The organism is Hwangdonia lutea, from assembly GCF_032814565.1.
GTDB classification, from domain to species: Bacteria; Bacteroidota; Bacteroidia; order Flavobacteriales; family Flavobacteriaceae; genus Hwangdonia; species Hwangdonia lutea.
In genome coordinates this window covers 1,441,802-1,454,087 of the sequence record NZ_CP136521.1, presented here as the reverse complement: position 1 = coordinate 1,454,087, position 12,286 = coordinate 1,441,802, and the positions used below count along the sequence as shown (strand labels likewise).

The following is a 12,286-nucleotide window of genomic DNA, read 5'->3' as shown; positions in this document are numbered from 1 at the left end:
AAAGATAATCAATAACTTTCAGAATAGTAAATGCCACTATATAAAACCATTACTCCAAATTCACAAACTACTGTTAAAATCTGGAAGATTTCTGAGCCTTATAACGATTTGTTTCAGTCACTTAGCTTAAAACCTAAAAGTTTAGAGCGTGTTTTGCGTATGAAAAGTGAGCTGCATCAACGTGGCTTTTTAAGCGTTAGAAAATTATTGGCCGAATTTGGATATGCTGATAAAGATTTGTTTTATGATGACTGCGGAAAACCCCATTTAAAAGATGGCAAACATATTTCGATAACCCATTCGTTTCAATTTTCGGCAATTATTGTTAGTGATACAGCAGTTGGTATAGACATTGAAAAACAACGGCAGAAAATTAATATCATCGCACATAAATTTATTGATTACGAGTTTGATTATTTAGATGAAAATGATGCCGATTACATAAAAAAACTCACCACTATTTGGTGCGTAAAGGAATCGTTGTACAAGCTTTATGCTACACCAGGATTGAGTTTTAAGCAGCATTGTTTGGTGATTCCGTTTAATATAAATGATGAAGAAACCGTGGCTTGGATTGATTACAAAACCAAAAAACACCGATACAATATTCGTTTTTTAGAGTTTGAAGGTTTTACTTGTGCCTATGCGATTTAAAAGAATAAAGAATTAAAGATAAAAGAACACAGATAAATGAAGGCGCTTTTAGGTATTTTGGAATTTGGTATTTGTTTTTTAAAATAACATTCGTGAATTCGTGGCAAATAAAAAGATATACCAAAACATACTAAAATCCATTTCTGTTAAAGAAAAATTATTGGCCGTTTTAATCGACCCTGAAAAGTTTTCCGTTGAAAATGCGGCGCGTTTCTTTAAAAAGGTCAATCAATCGGTGGCTACTCATATTTTTGTTGGTGGCAGCACGGACGAAGCTCATGCGACTGAAAATGTAGTTGTCGAAATAAAAAAACAGACGAATTTACCCGTTATTTTATTTCCCGGAGACGTATCACAAATAACCGATAAGGCCGATGCACTTTTGTTTTTATCCTTAATTTCGGGAAGAAATCCAGAGTATTTAATTGGGAAGCACGTAAGGTCCATTTCAAAGTTGAAAAGCACAAATTTAGAGGTGCTTTCAACAGGATATATTTTAATTGAAGGCGGCAAGGAAACAACCGTTCAGCGCGTAACAAACACACAACCGATGGAAAGAAGCGCTGTTGAACATATTGTTGATACTGCAAAAGCGGGAGCGCTTTTAGGAATGAATCTCATATATTTAGAAGCTGGAAGTGGCGCTTTAAAACCCGTAAGCACAGAAATAATTAAAAAGGTAAAAGCTGAAATACAAGTTCCGTTGATCGTTGGCGGTGGCATAAAAAGCAAACAACAATTGGAAAGCGCGTACCAATCGGGAGCCGATATCGTGGTAATTGGAACCGCCTTTGAAGAAGACGAATCGTTTTTTGACGATTTAAGAACGTAAAACGTCATGCTGAACTTGCCCGTGCTTAACTTGTTTCGGTATTTCAGCATCTCATTAAATAGATAAAGATTCCCACCTTCGTGGGAATGACAAAAATAAATTATGAAAATATCAGTAGAATTAACATTAACACCGTTGCAAGACGAGTTCGAACCAGCAATCATTCATTTTATAAAAAAATTAAGAGCCTCAAATCTCAAAGTTTTAGAAAATCCTTTGAGCACACAGGTTTATGGCGAATACGATGAGGTGATGAATTTGCTCAACACCGAGATAAAAGAAGCCTTCCAACTTATTGAAAATGGTTTGCTGTACATGAAAATAGTAAAAACAGATAGACAAAATTATGAGCCCCATTTTTGATTTTTTGTTTGAGCAATATTCCGATTATCAAACCATTGATATTATTCTGGAAATTATAGCCGTTATTTTTGGTTTTCTTTCTGTTTGGTTTTCTAAACAGAACAATGTTTTAGTGTTTCCCACGGGTATGATAAGCACCATTATTTTTGTGTATTTATTGTTTAAATGGGAATTGTTGGGCGATATGATGATAAATGGTTATTACTTTATAATGAGTGTTTATGGGTGGTATATTTGGACGAGAAAAGTGAATGACACACAGGTAACGCCAATTTCTAGAATGACGTTCAGCGAGAAAAAAATAAGCGCAGCTATATTTATAGCAACCCTTTTATTTGTTTATTTGGTGTATAAAACCTTTGATAAATGGACCAGTGTCGTAGCCTATATAGACACCATTACAACCGCCATATTTTTTGTTGGCATGTGGCTTATGGCACGACGAAAACTTGAAAATTGGATTTTTTGGATAATCGGAGACCTGATTTCCATACCACTATATTTTTACAAAGGCTTTACATTTACTAGTTTTCAGTATTTTGGCTTTACATTTATTGCCATATTCGGTTATTTAGCATGGAAGAAAAACTTAAACAGCAACCCGCAAACTGCATAAAAGTAGTTTTATTTGGCCCGGAATCAACAGGGAAAACAACACTGTCTCGTCAATTGGCGCGTTATTATAATTCGGTTTGGGTGCCAGAATACGCACGCGAATATTTGCAAAACAAATGGAATAACGAGCGCAAAACCTGTGAGCCAAAAGACTTATTGCCCATAGCAGAAGGACAAATGAAACTTGAAAATGAGCTGGCACAAAAAACCAATACCGTTTTAATTTGCGACACCGATTTGCTGGAAACCAAAGTGTATTCGGAGACCTATTACTCCGGAACCTGCGACCCCATTTTAGAAAAGTACGCCTTAAAGAATACTTACGATTTGTACTTTTTAACGTATATTGATACGCCTTGGGAAGCTGATGATTTACGCGATAAACCAGAACACAGAAAAGAGATGTTTCGTGCTTTCGAGAATGCTTTAATAAATAACAACCGACCTTATGTTTTGTTAAAAGGCGATAAACAAATCCGATTGAAAAAAGCCGTAAAACATATTGATAAATTACTAAAAAACAAAAAATAATGTTTTCAGAAAAAGACATCCAACACATTAAAAAAAAGGGCATTACTGTAAAACAAATTGAAGCCCAGGTAAATCGTATAAAAAACGGGATGTCTTATTCTAATTTGGTGGCTGCAGCAAATATTGGAAATGGTATTAAAAGTTATAATGAAGCTGAAATTCAGGATTTTATTGCATTATTTGATGCTAAAAGAGACGCTTTAAATATCGTCATGTTTGTGCCGGCCTCGGGTGCGGCTACGCGTATGTTTAAGTTTTTGTTCCAGTTTTTAAAAAATTATAAGCCTTCACAGGAAACCATTGAAGAATATGCTGAAAGACAAAATGATAACCTCATAAAAACTTTTGTTTCAAATTTAGAAAGCTTTCCGTTTTACGAAGCAGTCTTATCAAAAGCAAAAACGATACATCCCAATTTCGAAAGTTTAAATAAAGACGAAGTGTGTTTGGCCTTTATAAAAACCATGTTGAGCGAAGAGGCTTTAAACTATAGCTTTTTCCCGAAAGGATTACTGCCATTTCACAACTATAAAACAGGCGCTATTACCGCGTTTCATGAGCGTTTATTGGAGTCTACCTTGTACGCTTCATCAAACAACAAAGCCAACCTTCATTTTACGGTTTCCAAAAAGCACCATCCGTATTTTGATTCAGAATTAAATAAAATAAAAAAGGATTTAGAAGAAAAGACAAACAATGTTTTTAACGTCTCGTATTCGTATCAAAAAGAAGAGACCGAAACCGTAGCCCTAACTACAAATAACGAGATTTACAGAAACGAAGATGGCTCTATTTTATTCCGTCCGGCAGGCCATGGCGCATTAATTGAAAACTTGAATGCTATTGATGGCGACCTTATTTTTATTAAAAACGTCGATAATATTGTGGTTTTTAATCGGAACAAAAAATTGGTCAAGTATAAAAAACTCATTGCTGGTGTGCTTATTCAGGCTCAAGAAAAAGCCTTTTCGTTTTTGCACAAATTAGATAATGACTCTGTTTCAGAAGCAGATATGCTAACCATGGCGACGTTTCTTTCTAATGAAATGAATGTTTCCATTAGCGATGAATTTGATGATTTGTCTTCGGAAAAAAAGAAACAATATTTAATAGAAAAATTAAATCGACCCATTCGTGTTTGCGCTATGGTAAAAAACGAGGGCGAACCCGGAGGTGGTCCTTTTTGGGTAAAAGACGAAAACGGGAACATTTCGTTACAAATAGCAGAATTTGCACAAATTGACATTGAAAACACCCAACAAGCCGATATTGTAAAAAACGCCACCCACTTTAACCCAACCGATTTGGTTTGTGGCACTAAAAATTACAAGGGCGAAAAATTCAATCTTCTCAATTACGTAGATCCCGAGGCCGCTTTTATTACCATGAAAACCCAAAACGGCACAGATATACAAGCATTGGAATTACCCGGACTGTGGAATGGCAGTATGGCCTATTGGAATTCCATTTTTGTTGAAGTGCCTTTAGAAACCTTTAACCCTGTAAAAACGGTAAACGATTTGCTAAAACCCGAGCACCAAGATTTAGCATGATTAATAAAGAAGCCTTATTGCAAGAGTTAACATTTAAAGCCGTTAGAAGTTCTGGAGCTGGCGGACAGCATGTAAACAAAGTATCTTCAAAAATGGAGTTGACTTTTAATCTATTGGAATCGCTTGCGCTTAACGAGCATCAAAAAGAACGCTTACAAAACAAGCTTCAACACCGGTTAACCAAAGATGGTATGCTAATTTTACACTGCGATGAAAGCCGGAGTCAACATAAAAATAAAGACTTGGTAATTAAGCGGTTTTTCGACTTAATAAGAACATCGTTAATTATTCCAAAAAAAAGAATTCCAACCAAAATCCCGAAATCCGTTATTAGAAAACGCTTAAAAAACAAACGGCATCGTTCAGAAAAAAAGGCGCATCGAAAAAAACCGGATTTGGATTAATTATTTTCCCCTTTTGCTCTTTTAATTGTTAATTCTTATCTAACTTTGCAGCGTTCTCAAAAAAGGGGTGCCTATTATCGGCTGAGATCACACCCATTGAACCTAGAACAGGTAATGCTGTTTAGGAATCGAGCGTCAAGAAAACGTCTAGTAGACATTTTTAGCGAGTGCGATTAGCTCATCTTGTTTGATGCTAATAACTAAGCTAAATTTCAACTAAATATTTCTAACGTTCAAAAAAAACTAATTATTAATAATAAAGAATAATTACCTCTTTTTATTCGATTTTAAACAATCGTAATGAAAAATTTATTCGAAAATTTGTCATTCCTGCGAAGGCAGGAATCTTATCAAAAAAAGTGTTTAACCTTATTTGGTGTTCTACTTTCCTTTGGGGTTAGTGCACAACAAAATCAAACCGAACAAGATTCAACTAAAACACAAAAACTAGACGAAGTTTTAGTGAAAGCCGTTCGTGTAAATGCTACATCGCCCATTACACACTCCAACGTTACTAAAAAACAGTTGGAAAAACGCAATTTAGGGCAAGATATTCCTGTTTTATTAAACTATTTACCGTCGGTTGTAACCACTACCGATGCCGGTGCCGGTGTGGGTTACACGGGTATTCGCATTCGTGGTATTAATGCGCAATCCACCAATATTACACTCAATGGTATTCCGTACAACGATGCGGAGTCTTTAGGGACATTTTGGGTGAATTTAGGCGATTTTGCATCTTCGGTAGAAAGTCTGCAATTACAACGTGGCGTAGGTACATCAACCAACGGTTCGGGTGCTTTTGGCGCGAGTATTAACGTACTTACCGATGCGGTTTCAGAGGAAGCTAAGGGAGAAATTTCCAATACCTTCGGAAGTTATAATACCAGAAAGCACAGTATTAAATTTAGCACGGGTAAACTCAATAATAACATAGAAATTGCAGGGCGATTATCTAAAATTAAATCCGATGGTTATATTGATAGGGCCTCATCCGATTTAAAATCGTATTTCCTCCAAGGGGCTTATGTCGATGACAACACGTTAATAAAGGCCATTACTTTTAGCGGCCATGAAATTACCTATCAATCTTGGAATGGTTTAGAGGATTTAGATCTTTTAGCCAATAATAGAACCTATAATACCGCTGGTGAATACACCGATGAAAATGGGAATACTCAATTTCATGAAAATGAAGAAGATAATTATCAGCAAGACCATTATCAATTGCATTGGAATGAACGATACAACAACTATTGGTCTACAAACCTAGCGTTGAATTATACCAAAGGACGTGGTTATTTTGAACAATATAAAGAAGACGAGCCTTTTGATGAATATGATTTAACCCCAATAAATATAGGTGGCGAAACCATTGATGAAACCGATTTAATTCGTCGCCGTTGGTTAGATAACAACTTTTATGTTGTAAATGCCGGTGCAAATTATAAAAAGAATGTATTGGACATGAATTTTGGACTATCGTACAGCAGTTATATTGGCGACCATTTTGGTGAAATAATATGGGCGCGTTTTGCCAGTGATTCTGAAATAGGCGACCATTATTATAACGGACAAGGCAAGAAAAAAGACTTTAGTCTATTTACAAAGGCCACATACAGACTTAATGATAAGGTGAGTTTGTACGGCGATTTGCAAATGCGTTTTGTAAATTATAAAACCACCGGTTTAACATCAGACAGAATTAATTTATTGGTTGATGAGCAGTATAACTTTTTCAATCCCAAAGCGGGAATTACGTATGAATTGGATGCTAATAACAACCTGTATTTTTCTTATGCTCGGGCAAATCGAGAACCAAGCCGCAGCGATTTTGAAAGCAATCCAAACATAAAACCAGAGCAGTTAAACGATTTCGAATTAGGTTGGAGGCACCGTAATAGAGCATTCAGAATTAACGCCAATGCCTATTATATGCTATACAATGAGCAATTGGTTTTAACAGGTGCCATAGACAATACGGGCACACCTATTAGAACCAATAGTGGCGAAAGTTATCGTTTGGGCTTAGAGGTTGATGCCGCTATACGGATTTCTGAGCAGTTTGCTGTGCAACCAAATTTTACAATAAGTTCAAATAAAAATAAAGAATCGTTTTTCCAACGTGATGGGGTTTTAGAAAATTTAGGTAAAACAAATATTTCATTTTCACCGGAGCTGGTTGCGGCCAATGCTTTGATTTATAGTCCATCAACACATTTTCAAATGTCTTTTTTAAGCAAATACGTCGGTGAACAATTTATGGGAAATAACGATTCGGAAGCCTCAAAATTAGACAGTTATTTTGTAAATGATTTTAATGTCACTTATGAAATTAAAACCAAATCGCTTTTTAAATCCATTACACTTTCTGGATTGGTAAATAATATTTTTGGTGAAAAATATGTGTCAAACGGATATTATTATACCTATGATGACACTTGGAGCACTCCGGGAGTTACAACAACCATTGAGGGTGCAGGCTACTATCCGCAAGCAACCACAAACTTTTTGCTTGGGGCAACCTTAAAGTTTTAATGAAAAGAATTCCCCGAGGTTCTACCTCGGGGTTTCCCTTGAAACTGTCATTCCCGAGAAATCGGGAATCTAAAAGTATAGTTGAACTTTCTAATTCCCCTCCTATAATGGGGTTAGGGGAGGCTTTAATTGAAAATTAAAAGTGAGTTCCCGTTTTGTTCAACACGGTAATTTCTTAAACCACATTGCAGGGTTGAATTTTCTAGAGGTTGTCCGGTTACAAAACTATATTTGTTGGCATCTGTACAACCACAAGTACCTTCTAATCCAGAACCTGAAACTACCGAACAAGAGGTTGGTGCGTGGTTGGGGTCGGCAGCGTCCCAAGCTAAAAACCCAGAACCGGCATTGGTAACAATTACGCCACCATTGCCCGCGTTGGCCACGTAAACAGAATTGCCTATCGAATTAAGTTGGTTGTATTGTGGCAAATTTAAATTGATAGTTACGTTAACACTTACATCCAATAAAAATTTACAGTTTTTATCATCATTATTTTTGCTGCACGCCGTGAAAAATATCAGAATTAAAATATAGAAATAAGGCTTCATGAGGTTTTAAAATTAAATCGCAATTTACTAACAAAAAGGAAATTGAGATAAATATTTTGTATATTTGTTAAGCAATCTCGTGTACGCGGGATTTTTTTTATGTGCTGAACTTGTTTATTCAAATATCCATTTAAATCAAGATATTCATGAATCTTTTGTTTCAGCATCTTTATTATTAAATAAACGATGATGTTATGAGTAAAGTATCATACTATACACCAGAAGGATTAAAAAAATTGAGAGCAGAGTTAAAGCAATTAAAGGATGTGGAGCGCGTAAAAGCGTCAAGAGCCATTGCAGAAGCCAGAGATAAAGGCGATTTAAGTGAAAACGCCGAATACGATGCCGCCAAAGAGGCTCAAGGGATGTTAGAAATGCGCATTGCCAAATTAGAAGATGCCTTGGCCGGTGCGCGCGTAATTGATGAGTCGCAATTAGACACTTCAAAAGTATTGGTATTGTCTAAGGTGAAGATTAAAAACCAGACCAATGGTATGGAAATGAACTACACTTTGGTTGCAGATGGTGAAGCAGATTTAGCTGCGGGTAAAATATCGGTAAATTCTCCTATCGGTAAAGGCTTGTTAGGTAAATCGGTTGGTGAAGTGGCCGAAATACAAGTGCCAAATGGTGTGATGAAATTTGATATTATTGAGATTTCCAGATAAATTAATAGATAAGGCTGTCTAAAAATTCTTTATTGCTCAATGTGACATTAGCGTTGCTTATTACACAGCCTCAACTGAATAAATATAAAAGATTCCTGTTTAATGTTAAGCAGGAATCTTTTATATTTACATATACTCTCAAAACCCTCAAGATTTATGGCATCAATTTTCACGAAAATAGTAAATGGCGAAATTCCTTGTTATAAGGTTGCCGAAACCGACGATTTTTTAGCTTTTCTTGATGTAAATCCAAACAGCCAAGGTCATACACTTTGTATTCCTAAAAAGGAAGTGGATAAAATTTTCGATTTAGATGAAGTGACATATCATGGCTTAATGGAATTTTCCAGACAAGTAGCTTTGGCTATTAGAAAGGCCATTCCGTGCCTACGCGTTGGGATGAGCGTTATTGGGTTGGAAGTGCCGCATGTGCATGTGCATTTAATTCCGCTGCACTCTATGGAAGACGCGCGTTTTATCCAAAAAACAAAAATGACTGCTGAAGAATTTCAAGCGACGGCCGAAGCTATAAAGGCACAATTATAATTTGGCGTAAAACACCGTAAAAACTATACCCGCTATTACTATGGCGATGAAAAGGATAGCAATCCACGATAGTTTTTTTAAGTAAGTTGATGCTTTTTTGGGCTCTAATGCTCTATGGTGGTATTCAAAAACGCGTTCAATGTCATCGGTCCATTGTACAGGGTAAATCGTAGTATTACAGGTTTTACAAGCAATACTGCTGCTAACATCGGCGGTAATCGATTTGTAAAATTTGGTATCTAAAAATTTCTGCTTAAAGGTTAAGCGCAGCCCATCTTTACTATAGCATTCGGGGCAGTTGTTATTTAGCGCAACTTCTTTTATGGTTATAAATTTTTCAGACATAAATTAACAATTTTAAACGGCTCGTGTTAAAGCAATTTGTATGGTGGTACCTTTGTTTAATTCAGATTGCAACACTTTAATTTGCCCATTGTGAAAATCTTCTATAATACGTTTTGTAAGCGATAAACCCAATCCCCAACCGCGTTTTTTTGAGGTAAATCCGGGTTCGAATATTTTTTTAAATTCATTTTTAGGAATCCCCTTTCCGGTATCGGTTACACTTACTTTTACGTTATTTTCAAGCTGAGAGATTTCAACGGTAAGCCTGCCCCTGCCTTTCATGGCATCAATAGCGTTTTTAACCAAGTTTTCAATTACCCAACTATACAGTTGTTTATTGAGTTTAACGGGGATGTCTCCGCTTGGGGTTATAATTTCAAAATCGATGAGTTTTGATGATCTCGATTTTAAATAATCGTAAGCATCAATGGTTTCTTTTATAATATCGGCAACTTCCAAAGTGGGGATGGAGCCTATTTTACTAAAACGCTCGGTAATGGTTTTCAGGCGGTCCACATCCTTTTCAATTTCAACAATATATTCAGGATTTACTTCTTCACTTTTTAAAATCTCAGTCCATCCAATTAAAGAAGATAGCGGCGTACCAATTTGATGTGCCGTTTCCTTTGCCATGCCCGACCATAGTTTGTTTTGAGTGGCATTTTTATTGCTGCGATAAAAGAAAAATATAACGGCACCAAACAAAACTACTATTAAAATTAATGCAAACGGATAATAAACCAGTTTGTTTAACAATGGCGAATTTCCATAATATATCGTGCTTATAATTTCGCCATCTTGTTTCACCTCTATGGGCGTATTTTCCTTTTCAAATTTTAAAATTAGGTTTTTAAGATAAGTTGAATCTACGGCTTTGGTATCGTCAATGTTGTTATAGCTCGAAATGTTACCATCCGAATCAACCAGAATCATTGGTGTTGTGGTGTTGCTTGTAATTACCTTTAGGGGCAAATTGCCCATATCAACATTAAGGTTGTTCATTTTTTGTAAATCGGTTTGGGCAAACGACCAATTTTCCATTTTTACACGCTCTTCCTCTTTAAAATGCTGAAAAAACTCATAGGTTTTCCATAAGATAAGCGATACGATTATAAACGAAGCGGCTATCATAACCCAACGAAACGTATTTTTGTACTCGGTAAAAATCATTCCAATTTTAATTAATCAGTAATATAATGCAAATCTGTTAATATTATTGCGCGAGTTGGTGGTAAATCGGTTTTTAGTTATTTGCTAGCATCATTGCAGGCCATCTGGCGAAAATAATTGTAAATTGTTGACAGTGGCAAACTAATGTTGAAAACTAGTTTAAATTATCATGTTTTTTTTGATTAGTTTTGTGAAAACTTTTAAAGTTAAATGACGTCGTTTGAACCTAAAGACCTTTCAATAGGCAAATTACATAGTTATTTGTTAAGCGCCGTGGCACCGCGACCTATTGCTTTTGCAAGTACTTTAGATGCCGAAGGTAACCCAAACTTATCGCCATTTAGTTTTTTTAATGTGTTTAGTGCCAACCCGCCCATTATGATTTTTTCACCGGCGCGTCGGGTTAGAAATAACACCACCAAACACACCTTGGAAAATGTTGAGGCCATAAAAGAAGTGGTGATAAATGTGGTGAATTACGATATGGTGCATCAAGCATCGTTAAGTAGCACCGAATATGCCGAAGGGGTTAACGAGTTTGAAAAGGCGGGTTTAACCATGTTGAAATCCGATATTGTAAAACCCTTTCGTGTGGCCGAATCGCCCGTGCAATTTGAGTGTAAAGTCAACCAGATTGTGAAATTGGGAAGCGAAGGTGGCGCGGGAAATTTAATTATTTGCGAAGTTGTAAAACTACATATTGATGATGAGGTTTTAAATGAAGATGGCGCCATAAATCAACAAAAATTAGATTTAGTAGCCCGAGCCGGTGGCAGTTACTACAGCAGAGCTAAAAAAGGTTTTTTTGAAATCCCAAAACCCTTATCAACCTTAGGTATTGGTGTTGATAGTTTTCCTGATTTTGTAAAAAACAGCATGGTTTTAACTGGAAACGATTTGGGCATGTTGGGTAATATTGAAGCTTTGCCAACCGAAGCTAGCGTTGATGAGTTTGTTAAAGATTTGGGCGAACGTTACCCAAACATTAAAACGGCAACGCACCGGCAAAAACATAAATTGGCGCGAAATTATTTAAGTTTTGGCGATGTTGAAAGTGCTTGGAAAATATTACTGTCTTAATTTTAAGACCATACTAAATAAAGAATATTAATAAAGAATAAAAATAGATTAAATGGAAGTTCAAGGAAGAATAAAAATGGTAGGAGAAACTCAAACTTTTGGAAACAATGGGTTTAGAAAAAGAGAAATAGTTGTAACTACTGAAGAGCAATATCCACAACACATTATGGTGGAATTTGTACAAGATAAAACAGACTTACTAAATAACTATCAAGTAGGGCAACAAGTAAAAATAAATATTAATTTACGTGGTAGAGAGTGGGTTAATCCACAAGGCGAAACTAAATATTTCAACTCAATTCAAGGCTGGAGAATAGAAGCTTTACAAACTGAAGCTACTGGCGAAAACTTACCGCCTGTGCCACCAATGGATGCGTTTGAGCCTGCAGGCGATTTAAAAGAAGACGATCACGACGATTTGCCTTTTTAATAAAAC

15 protein-coding genes are annotated in these 12,286 nt (G+C 36.0%); 12 read left to right on the top strand and 3 right to left on the bottom strand.

The window, feature by feature from the left end:
- Window positions 1-30: 30 nt before the first annotated feature.
- The 8 genes from RNZ46_RS06275 (at window position 31) to RNZ46_RS06240 (ending at window position 7,490) form a co-directional block, all read left to right on the top strand.
- The gene (locus RNZ46_RS06275) at window positions 31-654 is read left to right on the top strand and encodes a 4'-phosphopantetheinyl transferase family protein (protein WP_316984528.1); all 624 of its coding nucleotides are present in this window, start codon (window positions 31-33) and stop codon (window positions 652-654) included.
- A gap of 100 nt (window positions 655-754) precedes the next feature.
- Window positions 755-1,486 (top strand): phosphoglycerol geranylgeranyltransferase, encoded by a 732-nt coding sequence (locus tag RNZ46_RS06270; RefSeq protein ID WP_316984527.1) that lies wholly within the window; start codon window positions 755-757, stop codon window positions 1,484-1,486.
- 102 nt (window positions 1,487-1,588) lie between these two features.
- Window positions 1,589-1,849 (top strand): thiamine-binding protein, encoded by a 261-nt coding sequence (locus RNZ46_RS06265; RefSeq protein WP_316984526.1) that lies wholly within the window; start codon window positions 1,589-1,591, stop codon window positions 1,847-1,849.
- Complete coding sequence (pnuC, locus tag RNZ46_RS06260; protein ID WP_316984525.1) at window positions 1,833-2,465, top strand: nicotinamide riboside transporter PnuC; 633 nt, start codon at window positions 1,833-1,835, stop codon at window positions 2,463-2,465. The genes RNZ46_RS06265 and pnuC overlap by 17 nt, the downstream gene beginning before the upstream one ends.
- Window positions 2,426-2,995, top strand: coding sequence for an AAA family ATPase (locus RNZ46_RS06255; protein ID WP_316984524.1), 570 nt, complete (start codon window positions 2,426-2,428; stop codon window positions 2,993-2,995). Before pnuC ends, RNZ46_RS06255 begins: the two co-directional genes overlap by 40 nt.
- On the top strand, window positions 2,995-4,548 hold the full coding sequence (locus tag RNZ46_RS06250; protein WP_316984523.1) for a DUF4301 family protein: 1,554 nt from the start codon (window positions 2,995-2,997) through the stop codon (window positions 4,546-4,548). Before RNZ46_RS06255 ends, RNZ46_RS06250 begins: the two co-directional genes overlap by 1 nt.
- Window positions 4,545-4,952 (top strand): alternative ribosome rescue aminoacyl-tRNA hydrolase ArfB, encoded by a 408-nt coding sequence (gene arfB / locus RNZ46_RS06245; protein ID WP_316984522.1) that lies wholly within the window; start codon window positions 4,545-4,547, stop codon window positions 4,950-4,952. The genes RNZ46_RS06250 and arfB overlap by 4 nt, the downstream gene beginning before the upstream one ends.
- Window positions 4,953-5,252: 300 nt before the next feature.
- Complete coding sequence (locus tag RNZ46_RS06240; protein WP_316984521.1) at window positions 5,253-7,490, top strand: TonB-dependent receptor; 2,238 nt, start codon at window positions 5,253-5,255, stop codon at window positions 7,488-7,490.
- Between the two features lie 125 nt (window positions 7,491-7,615).
- Here the strand turns inward: RNZ46_RS06240 and RNZ46_RS06235 are convergent, their stop codons facing one another.
- Window positions 7,616-8,041 (bottom strand): Rieske (2Fe-2S) protein, encoded by a 426-nt coding sequence (locus tag RNZ46_RS06235; protein ID WP_316984520.1) that lies wholly within the window; start codon window positions 8,039-8,041, stop codon window positions 7,616-7,618.
- Window positions 8,042-8,235: 194 nt separating this feature from the next.
- Here RNZ46_RS06235 and greA point away from each other — a divergent pair, with 194 nt between their 5' ends.
- A complete protein-coding gene (greA, locus tag RNZ46_RS06230; RefSeq protein WP_316984519.1) occupies window positions 8,236-8,709 on the top strand; it encodes a transcription elongation factor GreA in 474 nt (157 codons plus the stop codon).
- 156 nt (window positions 8,710-8,865) lie between these two features.
- Window positions 8,866-9,255 carry an HIT family protein gene (locus RNZ46_RS06225; RefSeq protein ID WP_316984518.1) on the top strand — a complete coding sequence of 130 codons (390 nt, stop codon included), beginning with the start codon at window positions 8,866-8,868 and terminating at the stop codon, window positions 9,253-9,255.
- Here RNZ46_RS06225 and RNZ46_RS06220 read toward each other — a convergent pair.
- Together RNZ46_RS06220 and RNZ46_RS06215 are read right to left on the bottom strand one after the other, a co-directional pair.
- Window positions 9,250-9,600 (bottom strand): hypothetical protein, encoded by a 351-nt coding sequence (locus RNZ46_RS06220; protein ID WP_316984517.1) that lies wholly within the window; start codon window positions 9,598-9,600, stop codon window positions 9,250-9,252. The genes RNZ46_RS06225 and RNZ46_RS06220 overlap by 6 nt on opposite strands.
- A gap of 12 nt (window positions 9,601-9,612) precedes the next feature.
- Window positions 9,613-10,770, bottom strand: coding sequence for a sensor histidine kinase (locus tag RNZ46_RS06215; RefSeq protein WP_316984516.1), 1,158 nt, complete (start codon window positions 10,768-10,770; stop codon window positions 9,613-9,615).
- 210 nt (window positions 10,771-10,980) lie between these two features.
- Here RNZ46_RS06215 and RNZ46_RS06210 point away from each other — a divergent pair, with 210 nt between their 5' ends.
- Together RNZ46_RS06210 and RNZ46_RS06205 are read left to right on the top strand one after the other, a co-directional pair.
- Window positions 10,981-11,850 (top strand): flavin reductase family protein, encoded by an 870-nt coding sequence (locus tag RNZ46_RS06210; protein ID WP_316984515.1) that lies wholly within the window; start codon window positions 10,981-10,983, stop codon window positions 11,848-11,850.
- A gap of 52 nt (window positions 11,851-11,902) precedes the next feature.
- Window positions 11,903-12,280, top strand: a complete 378-nt coding sequence (locus RNZ46_RS06205) for a DUF3127 domain-containing protein (protein ID WP_316984514.1) — start codon at window positions 11,903-11,905, stop codon at window positions 12,278-12,280.
- The last annotated feature ends 6 nt before the right edge of the window (window positions 12,281-12,286 follow it).